Raw genomic sequence first — 17,461 nt, forward strand, 5'->3', positions numbered from 1 at the left:
CTCGATGGTCGCGTTGAGCGCCAGGAGATTGGTCTGCTCGGCGATGTCCTGGATCAGGCCGACGACCTCGCCGATGCGGTTGGCGGCGTCGGACAGGCCGCGCATGGTCTTGGTGGTCTTGTTCGCCTCGCTGACCGCGCGGCCGGCGACCTCGCTCGACTTGGTCGCCTCCGCGGCGCTCTCGTTGATCGAGGCGGCGAGCTGCTCGGCGGCGGACGCGACCGTTTCGACGTCCTCGCAGGCCGAGCCGATCGCATTGCCGGCGATCGAGCTGCGCTCGGAGACGTCCTGGGCGTTCGAGGTCAGGGTCGTCGACACTACCTCAAGCTTGTTCACCGTGCCGCCGATACCGGTGAGCGCTGCATGCATTCCCCCCTCGAATTTACGGATCGAAGCCTCGATCTTTTGGGACCGTTCAATCTCCTCGGCGCGCCGTTGCTTCTGCTCGGTGGCCATCCGTTCCCGTTCGACGGCGTCGTTGGCGAGAATCTGGATATGCTGATCGGACTTTCGCTTTTGTCGAGTTCGCCAAAAGTATGCGGCTGTGGGCGCGCCAAAAGACAAGGCGATGATGGCGACGAGGGCTAGGGTTGTCGCGCCGAACTGTGATTGAAACAGTTGCTGTTTCGCGGTTTGATCCAGATAGACCTCCACAATGGCAACGGTTCGTCCATCCTTCATGACTGGTACATAGGATTCAGCGTATAGAAGCGGGCGGGTTGGAGGAGTCCCTTCCTTGACGACGGTATATGCTTGCCCAGATTCTAAGACAGCCAAAGCCTTAGGGTTGTGCTCTGCCAAATCTGAATCGTCGCGCCCCGCATTATCCAAGTCATCTGAAACCAGGCGAATACGACCGTCGGAATCGAACAGATTGAAGCGGAAAACCTGCCCTATCGACCTGGCCTCTTCGATGAAGGACTTATTCTCGGCAGACAGCATTTTGCCGGCAGCGATTTGCTCGATCTCATCCAAACTTCTTGAAAAGTAATTGGCCCATCCCAAGGCAGCAGCTTCGGCGTCCTTCTTTATCAACACATCGACCGTTGACACGATCAGGAAGTACGAACCGCCAATCAGGACCACCAAGCACATGGCCATGCCCATGACAACACGGGTGTCCTTGATACTCTTGATGATCCGCATGCGCTTCCTCACCCGCAATTCCGCGGCTAGAGCGCTTTTCGTGAAACCGGAGTCACTCAAAGCGCTCTAACTTCTTTATTTTACGTGTATTTTTTGTCCGAAAACCGGTTTCCACTTTTCGGAATGCGCTCTAAGTGTCGCAATAGTAGGTTAACAAAATTTAACTTGGAATTCCCGAATGGATCATTGGGCTTTGTCAGAGGAAAGCGCCCCAGTCTACGAAGGCGGGGGATCTCACGCCTGATCACTGTCCAATCCCAAGGGTGCAGTCCGCGAAACAGGGAATATACTGCACTGAACAGGGAAATATCACGGCTAGGCGGTGAGCGTTCGGGGAATGCACGCTTGTTTCCGGCCTGAGGGCGTTGTCACATAAACTGGGTTGGCGGGAATATGAGATGGAAATTAAACTGGCTTGATGCGCCAGCTCTCCTTCAAGCGTCACCGCTTCCCAGCCGATATCATCCGCCATTCGGTCTGGCTGTACGCCCGGTTCACTCTGAGTTACCGCGATGTTGAGGAGATGCTCGCCGAGCGGGGCCTGGACATCTCCTACGAGACCGTGCGCCGCTGGTTCTTGAAGTTCGGATCGACCATCGCCGCCAATCTGCGCCGAACCCGCCCCAGGCCCAGCGATCATTGGCACCGCGATGAGATGGTGATCGTCATCCAGCGGAAACGCTATTGGCTCTGGCGCGCCGTCGACAATGAAGGGGCGGTTCTGGATTTCCTCGTTCAAAGACGGCGCGACGCCAAAGCTGCACGAAGGTTGATGAAGAAGCTGGCCAAGAAGCAAGGATTTGCACCAAGCCGGGTGGTTACTGACAAGCTTCGGTCTTACCCGTCAGCATTCCGAGCTATAGGCCTTGCGGCAGAGCATGACCGCGGTCTGAGAGCCAACAACAGGGCCGAGAATTCGCATCAACCGGTTCGCCGGCGCGAACGCAAATTACAAAGGTTCAAGTCACCCGGCTCCGCGCAACGTTTCCTGTCCGTCTTCTCCGTGACCTACAATACTTTCTACCACCAGCGCCACCTCCTCAGACGATCCATGTACAAGCAGCTTCGAACCACATCGTTCGACGCCTGGAAAGCTGCGAGCGTGGCCGCCCGACTTCAGCCACGAGCCGTCCAAGCTGCAATCCGCTGGGGTTTATGTGACAATGCCCGTCAGGCTACTATCCCATGAGAATGGGGCGCATCAGATCGAGCTTCTCGATGACGAAATCGAAGAATGCACGGATTCGCGGGGTGGTTCGAAGATCAGGATTCGCCAGAAGATACCATCCGCGGCTCAGTTCCTTCACCGGAGGCAAGACCTGGATGAGGTCGTCGTGCATGTCGGCGATGGTCGTCGGCAACGGTGCCACCCCAAGCCCCGACTTCACCGCATGCAAAACACCGAGCACGCTGTTGTTGCGCGCCGCCACCTTGGCGTCAGGCGCAACAACAGCAAACCATTTCGCCGCCCGATGGTTTATCAGCATCCCGTCGAAGCCGACGATTGCGTGGTCGGTGATGTCCTCCACCCTCTGTGGCTTGCCGTGTCGTTCGACATAGTCGCGGCTGGCGTAGACCGCCCAGATGGAGTCGCCGATCTTGCGACCGACAAGATTTTCGTCGTCCGGTTCGCCGGAACGTAGTGCGACATCTGCCTCGCCCTTGGCGAGATCGAGATAAGTGTCGCTCATGACGAACTCGACTCTCAATCCAGGATAGCGCTCGTGGAAAAGTTTCAGCAGGGTCGAGTCCGAAATGCGTGAAACCAGCGGCTCTGGACAGGTCAGCCTGATGACGCCGTGCAGCTGGTGGGAGTAGGAATGCACCTGGCGCTCGACGGCGCCCACCGCATCCTCCACATTCCGCGCGGCAGGAAGCAACGCCTCGCCGAACTCGGTCAGCCTGTAGCCGGACGGATGCCGCCTCACCAGTGCGTGGCCCAATCGGCGCTCCAACTCGCCTATCCGTCGATGTACGGTGGATTGATTGACGCCGAGCGCCTTGGCGGCCGCGATGGTGCTGCCATGCGTCGCGATTGCCACGAAATATTTCAGGTCGCTCCAGTCGAACATTGCTTGTTATGCGCTTTTGCAGGCCGCTTTCGCAACATTGCTGCTGCCGCAGCAGGCGAGCCAGGCGTAATCCTTGCAGTGCGGCTAACCGATGGAGGACGCGATGCACACGACTATGGACGTAAGCAAGGCGATCGAAGGTCTTGAGGTCGGCGTCACGACCTCGGCGCAGGTTTCAGGTGCGGCGAAACTCAGGGCACTGCACCGCGAAGTGGTGGAGACCATGCCGAAAACGGAACAACAAGAGATCCGGGTGCTGTTCGCGAAACTGGAGCCCGGCGATCGCACGCCCTTCCACTCGCACCGTTTCCCGGTGACTGTCTATGTTCTGCAAGGTGCATTCACGCTGGAGCTGGACGGGCGCGAGCCGGTCACCGTCAAGGCGGGAGAGGTCTTCGTCGAGCCGCCACGCGTGCGGATGACCGGCCGAAACCTCGATGCGGCAGACCCGACGAGCATGGTGCTGTTCTATGTCAGCAACCCGGACACGCCCTTCGCCGATCCAGCTGAATAATGCCCATGCAGCGTGACTCCGTCTCCAGCGGCCGAAATGGGTACTGTCGTTTACGGTTGCGGCGCGAAGGCCTGCTTGGGTTCGGATCGCGACGTTGCTGACAGCGGTCGTGCCGATCCGCTTCTCCAGCGATCCTGCCACCTAGCGAAAGACCGTGACAGCGGAAGACCATCTCTTGCTGACGGTCTCGCCGCACAACCCACCCAAGCGCCGTCGTATGCGGTACGGCGGCGTCGGCTTAGCTGTAGGGTGAAGGTCTGCCGCAACATTGCCCGCACCCACGCTCCAAAACGCCTACCTTGGGTGTCTCTGTTTACATGGCTGGCAATCACCGTGCCGCAGAAAGTTCGGCCGGGCAAAACCACAATCAATTGAAAATACGGCGTTTTCCGTGACCGAACCAATTCCGACGAGGTTCGGTCGGAAAGAGACGAAAGCCGTTCAGAGACTAAAAATTCGGCGCACCACCAGTCTCTGAGGTTCGGTCGGATCTGCTAAACCCCTTTGAAACCCAAAGAAATTTCGGTGCTGATGCAGCGCTGTTCGAGGTTCGCAATAGGATAATGGCGGAGGGGGTGGGATTCGAACCCACGGTACGCTCGCGCGCACAACGGTTTTCGAGACCGCCCCGTTCGACCACTCCGGCACCCCTCCGCGGTCGCGCTCTGCCCGGCATATAAGCGGTCGGCGAGCCATAGCATAGAGACTTGCGCCGGCACAGGCACGCGGCAACCGGCCGCCCCACGCATCGGCGCGCCTTGACAGTTTGGGTGTCGCAACTATAGTGCGGGCCGCTTAAAGACGCTGCCCGAGGCCATCAACAAGACCACAACAAGTCCGCGCGTGCGCGGCGCCGCAGGGCGCGGTTGAAACAATTGGGATAAGAAGCCATGTACGCTGTGATCAAGACCGGCGGCAAGCAGTACCGCGTCGCGCCGGACGAAGTGCTGTCGGTGGAAAAGCTCGCGGGCGAAGCCGGCGACAGTGTGGAATTCAACGAGGTGCTTCTGATCGCCGGCGACAAGGAGCTCGCCGTCGGCGCGCCCTTGGTCGCCGATGCCTGTGTTGCGGCGGAAGTGGTCGAGCAGGCGCGGGCAAGGAAGATCACGGTCTTCAAGAAGAAGCGCCGCAAGGGCTATCGGCGCACCCGCGGCCACCGGCAGATGCTAACCAAGGTCAAGATCACCGAGATCCTGACCGGCGGCAAGAAACCGACCGCGGCAAAAGCGGCAAAGGCGATCGAGCCGGCGACAACGGCGAAGGCAGAGGCTGAACCGAAAACCAAGAGGGAAGCGGAGACCATGGCGAAGGCGAAACCCAAGGCCAAGACGGCAACGAAAGCGGCGGCGGCGAAGAAGGCTCCCGCCAAGAGAGCAGCGGCAAAGAGGGCCCCGGCCAAAAAGGCAACGGCAAGGAAGGCACCCGCCAAGAAGCCGGCCGGCAGGTAAACAGTCGACTGAGGAGTAACGGCAATGGCTCATAAGAAGGCAGGCGGCTCGTCGCGCAACGGCCGCGATACGGCCGGCCGGCGCCTCGGCGTGAAGAAGTTCGGCGGCGAAAACGTCGTGCCGGGCAACATCATCGTGCGCCAGCGCGGCACCAAGTGGCACCCCGGCGACAATGTCGGGATGGGCACGGACCACACCATTTTCGCGCTCGTCGAGGGCAATGTGGATTTCCGCGCCAAGGCCCGCGGCCGCACCTATGTGTCGGTGCTTCCGATGGAGGCCAAGAAGTAACGGCGGACAGACAATCCCGATCCGCCGGCATCTCGTCGAACCGGCGGAACCAGATCGGTCAGAAGCAAGGGGAGATGGGATGCCATCTCCCCTTTTTCATTGACCGGAGGGAACGAGGATGAGCGAGGAAACGGACGACGAGGACGGGTTCCTTGAGACAGCGCGATTGATATTGCGCGCGCCCCGGCCCGTGGACGCGGCAGCGCTCGCCGCCCTTGCCAACGATCCGCGGGTGGTCGAGAACACCGGCAGGTTGCCCTACCCTTACGGCGAAGAGGATGCCCGCCGGTGGATCGCAAGCCCGGTGGCGGCGCGCGAGGCGCGGTTCGCGATCGTCTTGAAGCCTCCCGACGGTCGCCTCGTCGGCGTCGTCGGCTTCGACCGCCTGGAGGGGGGCGACGCGCCCGATCTCGGCTATTGGCTCGGCGAGCCCCATTGGGGCCGGGGCTTGGCGACGGAGGCGGCGCGCGCGGTCGTCGACTTCGCTTTTCTCGCCCACGGTTACAAGCGGCTCGCCGCCGGCTGCCGCATCACCAACGCCGCCTCGCGCCGGGTGTTGGAAAAATGCGGCTTTCAATATTGCGGCGACGACATGATGGAGTCGCGCTATTTCGGCGGCACTGTGCCGGTGCGTCGGTTCCGCCTCGACCACGGGCTATGGGCAAGCCTCAGGCAATGGGGCGGGCCGCTCAGCGCATGAGAAATCGCGACATCTGTTCGACGCCGCCGCTTTCGGCTAGGAAACGGGCGCCGCAACCGTAAGAAGCAATGCCATGAAGTTTCTCGACGAGGCCAAGATCAATATCCGCTCCGGCGACGGCGGGGCGGGGTGCGCCTCGTTCCGGCGCGAGAAGTTCGTCGAGTTCGGCGGTCCCGACGGCGGCGACGGAGGGTGCGGCGGCAGCGTCTATGCGGAGTGCGTCGAGGGGCTCAACACGCTGATCGACTTCCGCTTTCGGCAGCATTTCAAGGCCGCCAAGGGGCGCCACGGCATGGGCAAGAACCGCACCGGGGCCAATGGCGCCGACGCGGTGCTCAGGCTTCCCGTCGGTACCCAGATCTTCGAGGAAGATAGGGAGACCCTGATTGCCGACATGACACGGGTTGGCGAGCGCGTGCGGCTCGCCCGCGGCGGCAATGGCGGCTTCGGCAACACCCATTTCAAGACCGCCACCAACCAGGCGCCGCGGCGCGCCAATCCCGGAGCGCCGGGCGAGGAGCGCTGGGTGTGGCTGCGCCTGAAGCTGATCGCCGATGCCGGCATCGTCGGCCTGCCGAACGCCGGCAAATCGAGCTTTCTCGCCGCCGTGAGCGCCGCCAAGCCGAAGATTGCCGATTATCCCTTCACCACGCTTCACCCGATTCTCGGCGTCGCTGCAGTGGATGGCCGCGAATTCGTGCTCGCCGACATTCCGGGCCTCATCGAAGGCGCCCATGAGGGAGCCGGGATGGGCGACCGGTTCCTCGGCCATGTCGAGCGCTGCCGGGTGCTGTTGCATCTGGTGGATGCGACCGGCGAGGATCCCGCGGTAAATTACCGGGCGGTGCGCAACGAGCTTTCCGCCTACGGACACGGGCTCGACGAAAAGCCGGAGATCGTGGCGCTCAACAAATGCGACGCGGTGAGCGAGGAACTCGTCGTCGCGCGGCGCAAGGCGCTTTCCAGGGCGGCGGGCAAGCCGGCCCTGCGGCTGTCGGCGGCCACCGGGGACGGGGTGCGCGAGGTGCTGCGCGGGCTTCTCGCGCGTATCGATGCGGAGAACGCCCGAGCCGAGCCGGCGCACGTGGAGGTCTGGCGGCCATGAGCGCGCGACCCAAACTCGGCAAATTCCGCCGCATCGTCGTCAAGATCGGCTCCTCGCTGCTGGTCGATCGAACGGCCGGACTAAGGGCCAAGTGGCTCGACACGTTGGCCGAGGACATTGCCGGGCTGGCGCGCAGCGACGCCGATGTGCTCATCGTCTCGTCGGGCGCCATCGCGCTCGGCCGCGGCGTCCTCGCCTTGCCGGTGCGGGCGCTGGCGCTCGAGGAAAGCCAGGCCGCGGCCGCGGTCGGGCAGATCGCGCTCGCCCACGCCTACAAGGACGCTCTGGGCGCGCGCGGCCTGACCGCGGCCCAGGTGCTGCTCACCCTCGGCGACACCGAGGAGCGGCGGCGCTATCTCAACGCCCGCAACACCATCGAGACGCTGCTGCGCCTGAAAGCCGTGCCGATCATCAACGAGAACGACACGGTGGCCACCAACGAGATCCGCTATGGCGACAATGACCGCCTTGCCGCCCGCGTAACCAGCATGATGAGCGCCGACTGCCTGGTGCTGCTGTCGGACGTCGACGGGCTTTACACCGCGGTGCCGGGCAGCCCGGGGGCAAAGTTCGTCGAGCGGGTGGGGCGGATCACGCCGGAAATCGAGACCATGGCCGGCGATGTCGGCTCCGGCTTGTCGCGCGGCGGCATGGTGACCAAGATCGCGGCGGGAAAGATCGCCGTTTCCGCCGGCGCCCATATGGCGATCGCCTCCGGCAAGGTCGCCCATCCGCTGGCCCGTCTCAATGACGGGGCGCGCTGCACCTGGTTCATCCCGGCCGCAAGCCCGGTGACAGCGCGCAAGGCGTGGATTGCCGGCTCGCTCGAGCCGCGCGGCGCGGTGATCATCGATGACGGCGCGGTGGCCGCGTTGAAGTCGGGCAAGAGCCTGCTGCCGGCCGGCGTCGTCAAGGTCGAAGGGCGGTTCCGCCGCGGCGACGCCGTCCTCGTCAAGACCGCCGATGGCATCGAGCTAGGGCGCGGCCTGTCGGCATACGATATCGAGGATGCGCGCCGCATCCTCAAGCGCAAGAGCGGTGAAATCGAAGCGATCCTCGGCTATGCTGGCCGCACGGAGCTGATCCACCGCGACGATCTGGTACTGAAACGGGAGTAGGAACGCATGGATTTGCCCGTCGATAACAAGGGCCAACGCGGCAAGAGCGCCGGGAACCGCAGCCTGAGCGACAAGATGATGGCGCTCGGCGCGCGGGCGCGGGCGGCGGCGCGGGTTCTGGCGACGGCCGGCACGACGCAGAAGAACGCGGCGCTGATCGCCATGGCCTGCGAGTTGCGCGCGGCGCAGACCGAAATCCTCGCCGCCAACAAGGGCGATATCGACGCCGCCAGAGAGGCCGGCCGGCCTGCGTCATTCATCGACCGCCTCCGGCTCGACGTGGACCGGGTCGAGGCCATGGCCAAGGGCATCCAGGAGATCGCCGCGCTTGATGATCCCGTGGGTCACGTGATTGCAGCCTGGGCGCGACCCAACGGGCTGAGAATCGAGCGTGTGCGCACACCGCTGGGCGTCGTTGGCATTATTTTCGAGAGCCGCCCCAATGTCACTGCCGATGCCGGCGCGCTGTGCCTGAAGGCCGGCAACGCCTCGATCCTACGCCCGGGCTCGGAGAGCTTCCATTCGAGCCGCGCCATTCATGCCGCGCTCGCTCGCGGGCTCGCCGCGGCGGAGCTGCCGGAAGCCTCCATCCAGATCGTGCCGACCACCGAGCGCGCCGCCGTCGGGCTGATGCTGAAGGGGCTCGACGGGGCCATCGACGTGAGCGTGCCACGCGGCGGCAAGAGCCTCGTCGGCCGCGTCGAGGCGGAGGCGCGGGTGCCGGTGTTCAGCCATCTGGAGGGCATCTGCCACGTCTATGTCCATGCGCCTGCCGACATCGAAATGGCCAAGAAGATCGCCGTCAACGCCAAGATGCGCCGCACCGGCATCTGTGGCGCGGCGGAGACACTGCTGGTCGACCGGGAACTTGCTGACAGTCACCTTGCTCCGCTGATCGAGGCATTGATCGCGGCTGGCTGCGAGGTGCGCGGCGATAGGGCGGCGCGGGCCGCCGACAAGCGTGTCGTTCCAGCGACGGCCGAGGATTGGGACACGGAATATCTCGATGCCATCATCACCCTCGGCGTCGTCGACGGGCTCGACGCGGCGGTCGAGCACATTGCTGCCCATGGCTCGCGGCACACCGACGCCATCATAACCGACGATCGGGCAGCCGCTGACGCATTCCTCGCCCGCGTCGATAGCGCCATAGTGCTGCACAACGCCTCGACACAGTTCGCCGACGGCGGCGAATTCGGCATGGGTGCTGAGATCGGCATTGCCACGGGCAAACTGCACGCCCGCGGGCCGGTCGGCGTTGAACAATTGACGAGCTTCAAATATCGCGTTCACGGCACGGGCCAGACGCGGCCGTAATTGCATATCTCGGCCGGTTCGCAGATGGTTCCCCACCCCTCCCCGTCCGGCCGAATTGCCGGGCATCGCCGCCGCATCGGCCTGTTCGGCGGCTCGTTCAATCCACCGCATGAGGGCCACCGCCATGCCAGCCTGCTAGCCTGGAAGCGTCTTGCCCTCGACGAGGTCTGGTGGCTGGTCTCGCCGGTAAATCCGCTCAAGGAAACAGGCGAATTTGCCCCTTATGAAGAGCGCTGCGCGGCGGCCAGAAAGATCGCGCGGCACCCGCGCATCAAGATTTCGACCTTTGAGCGCGATGCTGGGCTGATCTACACACGCGACACGTTGCGTGCGCTGATCCGCGCGCAACGAGACGTATGCTTCGTCTGGCTCATGGGCGCCGACAATCTCGCTTCCATCCATCGCTGGAACCGCTGGCCGGAGATTTTCGAGCTGGTGCCTGTCGCCGTCATTGACCGGCCTTCGTACCGGCTGCGCGCGATGTCATCACCGGCCGCACTTCGCTATGCCGACCGGCGTATCGACGAGGAAGACGCCCGGCTGCTGGCGGGGCTTGCGCCGCCGGTATGGTGCTTTCTCTCGGGCCCCCTAAGCCTGCTGTCGTCGAGCCGTCTGCGCCGGCATGGTCCGCGGCAAAGGAAGTGAACGAATTGGCAGCGTCTATTGAAAATCATGACGAACGCGTTTTATTGTAACGCTCGTCCGGAAAGGTTGGCGTGCCCGGGACGCACGCAGCGCAATCTCCGCGCGGAGCCCGGACAAAGTGATGGATGAGAGAAGGATCTTCACGCGACAATGACAACACCCTCGGAGGGCGCCAGTCGTGGCGCGCCTCAGTTGACGCCTGCGCGTAGGCGCAAGCCGAAAGTGCCGCTGCTCGATACGGTTCTCAAGAGCCTGGACGATTCCAAGGCGGAACAAGCGGCAACCATCTCCCTGAAGGGCAAATCGTCGATTGGCGACTATATGATCGTCGCATCGGGTCGCTCGCAGCGTCATGTCGGCGCCATTGCCGAGCGTCTCCTGGGCGATCTCAAGCAGGCCGGCTTCGGACGCATGCACGCGGAGGGCATTCCGAATTGCGACTGGGTCTTGATCGACGCTGGCGATGTGATCGTGCACATTTTCCGCCCCGAGGTGCGCGCCTTCTACAATCTGGAAAAGATGTGGTCGGCGGCGCAGCCGGCCGAGCGGATGGCAATGTGAGCCGGGGCCTGCCACGGGCCATGTTGTAAGCCATGCGGGTCATAGTCGCCGCCATCGGCCGCGCGCGGAAAGGTGCCGAGCGCGAACTCGTTGACCGTTATGTGGACCGCGCCCGCCGCTCCGGCCGAGCGCTTGGCTTTTCCGGCCCCGACATTGTCGAACTCGACGAGGGGCGCGAGGCCACCCAAACCCTGCGCCGGAAATCCGAGGGACAGAAACTCATCGCCGCGGTGCCGGCGGGGGTCGGCAAGGTTGTCCTCGACGAAGCCGGCCGGGCGCTAAGCACCCGGGAATTGAGCGCGCTTCTGGCGAGCTGGCGCGACGATGGCGTGTCTGGGGCGGCGTTCCTCATCGGCGGACCGGACGGCCATGGCGCGGGCGTCAAGCGCGCGGCCGACCTTGTCTTGTCGCTCGGCGCCATGACCTGGCCGCATTTGCTGGTCCGGGCGATGATTGTCGAGCAGATCTATCGCGCCATGACCATTCTCGCCGGCCATCCCTATCATCGCGGGTAGGGCCGATATTGCCCCTCTTCTGCCCTATGATTGACAATCTCTTAACGCAGTTAGGCTACCGATCGACGGATATCCTGGGGGGTGATGGTGTGTAAGGTGACCGGAAGAGAGGGGCATGGAGCCGAACTCTGTGACCGTAAGAGCTAGTACTGTGCGCATGCTGCGAGTGTGTCGGGGTCTTGGCGCGGCCGTAGCGTTTGGCATGTTCACGTACGGCGCGGCGATGGCCGACCCGCTCAAGGCGTCGGTGGAGCTTGACCTCCGACAGCTCACTGAGTCGCTCAAGCTCACCGAGGAGGAAACTGTCCGGCTCAAGTCTCAGGTCACCGCCATCAAAGCGGATCGGGCCGAGTTGACCCGGCGGCTGATCGACACCGCCGACAAGATCAAGGCGGGGGAAGCTCAGATCGAGGCGGCGGAGACACGCCTTGAACAGCTCAACGATCAGGAAGAGATAATCCGAGCCTCCTTACGCTCGCGGCGCGCGGCGCTGGCCGAAATCCTCGCCGCCCTGCAACGGCTCGGGCGCACTCCGCCGCCGGCCCTAGTGGTGCGGCCGCAGGACGCGCTGGCGGCGATCCGCTCGGCCATGCTGATGGGGGCGGTGGTGCCGGAATTGCGGGTGACGGCACAGAAGCTAGCCAGCGATCTGACCGAACTGATGAACCTGCGCGAGCAGATAGGGGCTGAAAAGGAGCGGCTGGCCGTCAGCACCCGGGCGCTCGCCGGAGAACGCGTGCGCATCGAGGCGCTGATCGAATCGAAACGTTCCAACCTTGCCGCAACCCTGGCTGAGTTCGAGGAGGCGCGCCGCCAAGCCGATAAGCTCGCCGGGGAGACCCAGAGCCTGCAGGTACTGATCTCTCGGATGGACGAAAAGATTAAGCCCGAGGCGGAAGCCGAAGGCCGGAGCGACATGGAGCCGGCGCTACAGCGCGCGGCGCTGACTGACCCCGGCCGCATCCGCCCGGCCATGTCCTTTGCTGCTGCAAAGGGCCTATTGCCGTTGCCTGTCAATGGCTCGATGGTTAGTCAGTTCGGCGAGGCCAACGGCTTCGACAGCACCACGCGTGGAGTCGCCATCGCCACGCGCGCCTCGGCCCAAGTCACCTCCCCGTCGGACGGTTGGGTCGTATTCGCCGGAAACTTCCGCAGTTACGGACAACTCTTGATTATAAATGTCGGCGGTGGCTATCATGTGCTCCTTGCCGGCCTTCAGCGGATCAGCGTGGGCCTCGGTCAGTTTGTGCTTGCCGGTGAGCCGGTCGGCACCATGGGCGAGGGAGCGGCGTTCGGACATTCATTCGCCGGATCCGGAGCATCTGACCGTCCGGTGCTGTACGTCGAGTTCCGTAAAGACGGAATTTCTATCGACCCGACCCCTTGGTGGGCCAGCGCAGAAGAAAGGGTGCGTGGCTAATGCGAAGAGCAACACTTCCGGTGTTGGCGTTGGTTGTCGGCTTCGCCGGCGGCCTTGCCGTGTCAATTGCGAAATTCGTTCCCGCTGAGGCGGCGGGCGCCTATTCGGAGACCTATCTCCAGCTGAATCTTTTCGGCGAGGTATTCGAGCGCATCCGCTCCGACTATGTCGAGGAGCCGGAGGATTCCCAGCTGATCGAATCGGCGGTTAACGGCATGCTCGCTGGCCTCGACCCGCATTCGAGCTATCTCAGCCCGAAGAGCTACCGCGACATGCAAGTGCAGACGCGCGGCGAATTCGGCGGCCTCGGCATCGAGGTGACCATGGAGAACGGCCTGGTCAAGGTGGTCAGCCCCATCGACGACACGCCGGCGGCGCGGGCCGGAATCCTTGGCGGCGACCTGATCACCCATCTCGACGGAGAGCAGGTTCAGGGCATGACCCTGTCGCAGGCGGTCGAAAAGATGCGCGGCGCGGTCAATACCCCGATCACCCTGACGATCCGGCGCGAAGGCAATGATCAACCGTTGGACATCCGCGTCGTGCGCGACATCATTCAGATCCGCTCCGTGCGCTCGCACACCGAAGAGGATGTCGGCTACGTTCGTATCACCACCTTTAACGAGCAGACCTACGAGGGGCTGAAAACATCGGTGCAGGCGCTTCAGGACGAGATCGGCAAGGACAAGCTGAAGGGCTTCATCGTCGATCTGCGTAACAATCCTGGCGGTCTGCTCGATCAGGCCATCGCTGTCTCCGACGCCTTTCTTGACCGCGGCGAGATCGTTTCCACGCGCGGCCGGCAGGAGGGCGACATTCAGCGTTACAATGCCCGCAAGGGCGACATTGCCGATGGCCAGAAGGTGATTGTGCTGATCAATGGCGGCTCGGCTTCCGCCTCTGAGATCGTCGCCGGCGCGCTACAGGATCACCGGCGCGCCGCCATTCTTGGAACCCGCTCCTTCGGCAAAGGATCGGTGCAGACGATCATCCCGCTGCGCGCCAACGGGGCCATTCGGCTGACCACGGCCCGCTATTTCACGCCGGCCGGCTGCTCGATCCAGGCCACGGGTATCGCCCCCGACATCATCGTCGAGCAGGATCTGCCGGAGGAGCTGAAGGTGCAGCAGTCGACCGAAACGCCGCGCGGCGAGGGTGCCCTGCGCGGGCATCTGGAGAATGCCGGCGAATGCGGCGGCAAGGACGGGACCTCCGGATCGTCGGCCTACATTCCCGAGGATCCGAAGGACGACAAGCAGCTCGCCCATGCGATCGATCTGTTGCGCGGGGTCAAGGTGAACGAGCACTTCCCGCCGGATACGAAGACGGCGGTGCCGAACTGAGGATGACGGGATGACGGCGCCGGTTCTGCCATGGGAGCCGCGTTCCCGACAAGGAGGCGGCGCGGATTGTGGCGGCGGATGATCTGAGCGCACCGTTGCTGCGCGGCGTTGCGGCGCGGGCTAAGACTGGCCGCAGCGGGCGGGGTGTTGGCATTCTCACCTTGTTGCTGGCGGTATTGGTTGGGGTTGCCGTTTGGCTCATCGCTTGGCCGCTGCTGCGCCACAACTCTCTCGCCGGCGAACCCATCGTCACTGTCTCCTTGAAGAAATCTTCAGCCGACACCGCCGGCGATCCTTCCGATGGTGCGCTTGCCATGCGCGAAAGTCTCAGCGCCGATAAAGACGAAGCCGAGTTGGCGCCGACCAGCAACAGCGTCGTCACGATCACCATCCATCGCGGAATCGCAGTCGACCATGAGGCACCCACCGAAGCCGGCCCAGTTTGGCGGGAGGCGCCGGCGGCCGCACCGGTGCAAACGCCTATCAGGCAGCTTGCCAAGGCCCCGGATCCCGGCCTCATCGAGGCCGGCGCGCACGGTGCCATGCCGCGCATCGGCAAAGACGGTCGCAGGCCGGCGCAAGCCTATGCCCGTCCCGTTGACGCGCCGCAGGCGACGGGCGGCAAGAATTCGCAGCGCATCGCTATCCTAGTCACCGGGCTCGGCATCAGCGCCGAGAGCACGGACGAGTCGATCCGCCGGCTGGCCGAACCGGTGTCGTTCGCTTTCGCGCCCTATGGCAAGGACCTCCAGCGCTGGGTCGACCGGGCGCGCAGCCGCGGCCACGAGGTGGCGCTGCAATTGCCGATGGAGCCTTTCGACTATCCCGACTCCGACCCCGGCCCGCACACCATGCTTGCGAACGCCAGCCCGGCCGAGAATATCGAGCAGTTGCGTTGGCTGCTTGCGCGGATGACCGGCTATTTCGCCATTACCAACTATATGGGTGCCAAGTTCACCGCCTCGCCGCGGGCCCTGTCGCCGGTCCTCGACGAGGCGGCACGGCGCGGCTTGGCCTTCATCGATGACGGTTCTTCGCCGCGCAGCGCGGCGACTTTCGTCGCCGACTCGCTTGGGCTCCCGGCGGTCACCGGCGACGTCGTCATCGACGCCGGACAATCGGACGAGAGCATCGAGGCGGCGCTGCAGAAGCTAGAAGCATTGGCCCGCGAGCGCGGCCAGGCGTTCGGCGTCGCGACGGCGCTGCCTTCGACCATCGCTGCCATTGCCCGCTGGGCCGACGGGCTAGGCGCGCGCGGCATCGTTCTGGTCCCAGTCAGCGCCTTGATGTCGAAACCCTCGCCCAGTTATTAGCGACGCCTGATGGTCATAGACCCGAGCGGCCTACCCTATCGGCCTTGCGTTGGCATCATGGTCCTGAATGAGCAAGGGCTCGTCTGGGTTGGCCGCCGGAGGGACGCACCGGCCGAGCCGGAAGGGCCCGGCAATTGGTGGCAGATGCCGCAGGGCGGCATCGATTCAGGCGAAGATCCGAAAAAAGCTGCGCTGCGCGAACTCTACGAGGAGACCAATATCCGGTCGGTGCGGTTTCTCGCCGAATCGCGGAAATGGCTCACCTATGACCTGCCGCCGCAGCTCGTCGGGACGGCCTGGAAGGGGCGCTATCGCGGCCAGAAGCAGAAGTGGTTCGCGGTGCTCTTTACAGGCGACGAGAAAGAGATTGAAATCGCTCATCCCGGCGATGGCCATAAGCCGGAGTTCGACGCTTGGAAGTGGGTACGGCTCGACGAATTGACCAAGCTGATCGTGCCGTTCAAGCGTAAGGTCTATGACGAATTGGTGGCCGAGTTCGCGCATTTCGCCCGCGGGGCGAAGGCGTGAGACCGCCAGGCCTCCGTCCTAAAGCCGCAGTGCCGCCTGTAATTCCTTGAGTTGGTCGAGGCGCTCCTGCCTCCGGGCGCGGGTCTCCTCGTCCTTGGCGTCGGCGACGTCGTCTTGCGCGTTCTGGACTTCCTCGGCCAGCGCCCCGGCGTCGAGCTCGTCCATCGGGACCGCCTGCTCGGCAAGCACCGTCAGGCTCTCCGGGCTGCCCTCGGCGAAGCCGCCGCGCACGAAGATGCGCGCCTCGGGCTCGCCTTCCATGGTGACCTTCAGCACGCCGGGCTTCAGCGTCGACATGATCGGCGCGTGGCCGGAAAGGAAGGTGAACTCGCCCTCCATGCCCGGCACCACCACCTCGCCGGCCTCGCCGGAGAGCAGAAGCCGCTCCGGGCTGACCAGCTCGAACTTGAAGCTCTTGGCCATGCCTCGATCCTGGCTCGGCGCGCCTAAGCCGCCTCGGCGGCCAGCCGCTCGGCCTTCTCCACCGCCTCCTCGATGGTGCCGACCATGTAGAAGGCGGCCTCCGGCAGGTGGTCGTATTCGCCGTCCACCAGCCCCTTGAAGCCCTTGATGGTGTCGGCGAGATCGACCAGCTTGCCGGGCGTGCCGGTGAACACCTCGGCGACGAAGAAAGGCTGCGACAGGAAGCGCTCGATCTTTCGCGCGCGGGCGACCGCAATCTTGTCCTCCTCCGACAATTCGTCCATGCCGAGAATGGCGATGATGTCCTGCAAGGCCTTGTAGCGCTGCAGCGTCTCCTGGACGCGGCGGGCGACGCGGTAGTGCTCCTCGCCGATGATGCGCGGATCGAGCATCCGGCTCGTCGAATCGAGCGGGTCGACGGCGGGATAGATGCCCTTTTCGGCAATTCCGCGCGACAGCACGGTTGTGGCGTCAAGATGCGCAAACGAGGTCGCAGGCGCCGGGTCGGTCAGATCGTCGGCCGGCACGTAGATCGCCTGCACCGAGGTGATCGAGCCCTTGGTCGTGGTGGTGATGCGCTCCTGCAACGCGCCCATGTCGGTGGCCAGCGTCGGCTGATAGCCGACGGCCGACGGGATGCGGCCCAAGAGCGCCGAGACCTCGGAGCCGGCCTGCGTAAAGCGGAAGATATTGTCGACGAAGAACAGCACGTCCATGCCCTGGTCGCGGAAATGTTCCGCCACCGTCAGGCCGGACAGGCCGACGCGGGCGCGCGCGCCCGGCGGCTCGTTCATCTGCCCGTAGACCAGCGCGCATTTCGAGCCCTCGGCCGAGCCGCCATGCTTCTTCGGGTCCATGTTGACGCCGGATTCGATCCTCTCGTGATAGAGAGCGTCGCCGTCGCGGGTGCGCTCACCCACGCCGGCGAACCCAGAGTAGCGGCCATTCGCCTTGGCCTTGTTGTGGATGAGCTCCATGATGTTGTCGGTGTTGCCGACGCCG

Annotated in this window: 18 protein-coding genes, 1 tRNA gene and 1 pseudogene; 15 read left to right on the forward strand and 5 right to left on the reverse strand. The window is 64.0% G+C overall.

Annotated elements, in window-relative coordinates:
• Window positions 1-1,146: methyl-accepting chemotaxis protein (locus tag Q8P46_02495; protein ID MDP2619038.1), on the reverse strand; the 1,146-nt coding region annotated here is incomplete at its 3' end.
• A gap of 418 nt (window positions 1,147-1,564) precedes the next feature.
• Here Q8P46_02495 and Q8P46_02500 point away from each other — a divergent pair.
• A pseudogene (locus Q8P46_02500) lies at window positions 1,565-2,257 on the forward strand (IS6 family transposase).
• A 67-nt stretch (window positions 2,258-2,324) separates the two neighbouring features.
• Here the strand turns inward: Q8P46_02500 and Q8P46_02505 are convergent.
• Window positions 2,325-3,218 (reverse strand): LysR family transcriptional regulator, encoded by an 894-nt coding sequence (locus Q8P46_02505; protein MDP2619039.1) that lies wholly within the window; start codon window positions 3,216-3,218, stop codon window positions 2,325-2,327.
• A 103-nt stretch (window positions 3,219-3,321) separates the two neighbouring features.
• Between Q8P46_02505 and Q8P46_02510 the strand changes: the two genes are divergently transcribed.
• The gene (locus Q8P46_02510; protein MDP2619040.1) at window positions 3,322-3,732 is read left to right on the forward strand and encodes a cupin domain-containing protein; all 411 of its coding nucleotides are present in this window, start codon (window positions 3,322-3,324) and stop codon (window positions 3,730-3,732) included.
• Between the two features lie 564 nt (window positions 3,733-4,296).
• Here Q8P46_02510 and Q8P46_02515 read toward each other — a convergent pair.
• A tRNA-Ser gene (locus Q8P46_02515) sits at window positions 4,297-4,386 on the reverse strand.
• Window positions 4,387-4,622: 236 nt separating this feature from the next.
• Between Q8P46_02515 and rplU the strand changes: the two genes are divergently transcribed.
• From rplU to Q8P46_02580, 13 genes are all read left to right on the forward strand, one after another.
• Window positions 4,623-5,180, forward strand: coding sequence for a 50S ribosomal protein L21 (gene rplU / locus Q8P46_02520; GenBank protein MDP2619041.1), 558 nt, complete (start codon window positions 4,623-4,625; stop codon window positions 5,178-5,180).
• Window positions 5,181-5,204: 24 nt separating this feature from the next.
• Window positions 5,205-5,471, forward strand: coding sequence for a 50S ribosomal protein L27 (gene rpmA / locus Q8P46_02525; protein ID MDP2619042.1), 267 nt, complete (start codon window positions 5,205-5,207; stop codon window positions 5,469-5,471).
• A 118-nt stretch (window positions 5,472-5,589) separates the two neighbouring features.
• Window positions 5,590-6,171: a GNAT family N-acetyltransferase gene (locus tag Q8P46_02530; protein ID MDP2619043.1), complete on the forward strand. Its 582-nt coding sequence runs from the start codon at window positions 5,590-5,592 to the stop codon at window positions 6,169-6,171.
• A 73-nt stretch (window positions 6,172-6,244) separates the two neighbouring features.
• Window positions 6,245-7,276: a GTPase ObgE gene (gene obgE, locus Q8P46_02535; GenBank protein MDP2619044.1), complete on the forward strand. Its 1,032-nt coding sequence runs from the start codon at window positions 6,245-6,247 to the stop codon at window positions 7,274-7,276.
• Window positions 7,273-8,394, forward strand: a complete 1,122-nt coding sequence (gene proB / locus Q8P46_02540; protein ID MDP2619045.1) for a glutamate 5-kinase — start codon at window positions 7,273-7,275, stop codon at window positions 8,392-8,394. The genes obgE and proB overlap by 4 nt, the downstream gene beginning before the upstream one ends.
• A 75-nt stretch (window positions 8,395-8,469) precedes the next feature.
• Window positions 8,470-9,711: a glutamate-5-semialdehyde dehydrogenase gene (locus Q8P46_02545; protein MDP2619046.1), complete on the forward strand. Its 1,242-nt coding sequence runs from the start codon at window positions 8,470-8,472 to the stop codon at window positions 9,709-9,711.
• Window positions 9,712-9,735: 24 nt separating this feature from the next.
• A complete protein-coding gene (locus Q8P46_02550; protein ID MDP2619047.1) occupies window positions 9,736-10,356 on the forward strand; it encodes a nicotinate-nucleotide adenylyltransferase in 621 nt (206 codons plus the stop codon).
• Window positions 10,357-10,506: 150 nt separating this feature from the next.
• The gene (gene rsfS / locus Q8P46_02555; protein MDP2619048.1) at window positions 10,507-10,917 is read left to right on the forward strand and encodes a ribosome silencing factor; all 411 of its coding nucleotides are present in this window, start codon (window positions 10,507-10,509) and stop codon (window positions 10,915-10,917) included.
• Between the two features lie 32 nt (window positions 10,918-10,949).
• Window positions 10,950-11,432 (forward strand): 23S rRNA (pseudouridine(1915)-N(3))-methyltransferase RlmH, encoded by a 483-nt coding sequence (rlmH, locus tag Q8P46_02560; protein ID MDP2619049.1) that lies wholly within the window; start codon window positions 10,950-10,952, stop codon window positions 11,430-11,432.
• 202 nt (window positions 11,433-11,634) lie between these two features.
• Complete coding sequence (locus tag Q8P46_02565) at window positions 11,635-12,852, forward strand: peptidoglycan DD-metalloendopeptidase family protein (protein MDP2619050.1); 1,218 nt, start codon at window positions 11,635-11,637, stop codon at window positions 12,850-12,852.
• Window positions 12,853-12,872: 20 nt separating this feature from the next.
• Window positions 12,873-14,195, forward strand: coding sequence for a S41 family peptidase (locus Q8P46_02570; GenBank protein ID MDP2619051.1), 1,323 nt, complete (start codon window positions 12,873-12,875; stop codon window positions 14,193-14,195).
• Window positions 14,196-14,263: 68 nt separating this feature from the next.
• Window positions 14,264-15,508, forward strand: a complete 1,245-nt coding sequence (locus Q8P46_02575; GenBank protein MDP2619052.1) for a divergent polysaccharide deacetylase family protein — start codon at window positions 14,264-14,266, stop codon at window positions 15,506-15,508.
• Between the two features lie 9 nt (window positions 15,509-15,517).
• Complete coding sequence (locus tag Q8P46_02580) at window positions 15,518-16,036, forward strand: RNA pyrophosphohydrolase (protein MDP2619053.1); 519 nt, start codon at window positions 15,518-15,520, stop codon at window positions 16,034-16,036.
• 18 nt (window positions 16,037-16,054) lie between these two features.
• On the opposite strand, the gene Q8P46_02585 is transcribed toward Q8P46_02580, so the two are convergent.
• Window positions 16,055-16,459 carry a F0F1 ATP synthase subunit epsilon gene (locus Q8P46_02585; protein MDP2619054.1) on the reverse strand — a complete coding sequence of 135 codons (405 nt, stop codon included), beginning with the start codon at window positions 16,457-16,459 and terminating at the stop codon, window positions 16,055-16,057.
• Between the two features lie 23 nt (window positions 16,460-16,482).
• A partial coding sequence (atpD, locus tag Q8P46_02590) for a F0F1 ATP synthase subunit beta (GenBank protein MDP2619055.1) occupies window positions 16,483-17,461 on the reverse strand: 979 nt, incomplete at its 5' end.

The organism is Hyphomicrobiales bacterium (assembly GCA_030688605.1).
Lineage (GTDB): Bacteria > Pseudomonadota > Alphaproteobacteria > Rhizobiales > NORP267 > JAUYJB01.

Coding starts and splice junctions, on each gene's coding strand:
- Q8P46_02505 (MDP2619039.1), bottom strand. CDS start 3,218: ATGTTCGACTGGAGCGACCTGAAATATTTCGTGGCAATCGCGACGCAT.
- Q8P46_02510 (MDP2619040.1), top strand. CDS start 3,322: ATGCACACGACTATGGACGTAAGCAAGGCGATCGAAGGTCTTGAGGTC.
- rplU (MDP2619041.1), top strand. CDS start 4,623: ATGTACGCTGTGATCAAGACCGGCGGCAAGCAGTACCGCGTCGCGCCG.
- rpmA (MDP2619042.1), top strand. CDS start 5,205: ATGGCTCATAAGAAGGCAGGCGGCTCGTCGCGCAACGGCCGCGATACG.
- Q8P46_02530 (MDP2619043.1), top strand. CDS start 5,590: ATGAGCGAGGAAACGGACGACGAGGACGGGTTCCTTGAGACAGCGCGA.
- obgE (MDP2619044.1), top strand. CDS start 6,245: ATGAAGTTTCTCGACGAGGCCAAGATCAATATCCGCTCCGGCGACGGC.
- proB (MDP2619045.1), top strand. CDS start 7,273: ATGAGCGCGCGACCCAAACTCGGCAAATTCCGCCGCATCGTCGTCAAG.
- Q8P46_02545 (MDP2619046.1), top strand. CDS start 8,470: ATGATGGCGCTCGGCGCGCGGGCGCGGGCGGCGGCGCGGGTTCTGGCG.
- Q8P46_02550 (MDP2619047.1), top strand. CDS start 9,736: ATGGTTCCCCACCCCTCCCCGTCCGGCCGAATTGCCGGGCATCGCCGC.
- rsfS (MDP2619048.1), top strand. CDS start 10,507: ATGACAACACCCTCGGAGGGCGCCAGTCGTGGCGCGCCTCAGTTGACG.
- rlmH (MDP2619049.1), top strand. CDS start 10,950: ATGCGGGTCATAGTCGCCGCCATCGGCCGCGCGCGGAAAGGTGCCGAG.
- Q8P46_02565 (MDP2619050.1), top strand. CDS start 11,635: ATGTTCACGTACGGCGCGGCGATGGCCGACCCGCTCAAGGCGTCGGTG.
- Q8P46_02580 (MDP2619053.1), top strand. CDS start 15,518: ATGGTCATAGACCCGAGCGGCCTACCCTATCGGCCTTGCGTTGGCATC.
- Q8P46_02585 (MDP2619054.1), bottom strand. CDS start 16,459: ATGGCCAAGAGCTTCAAGTTCGAGCTGGTCAGCCCGGAGCGGCTTCTG.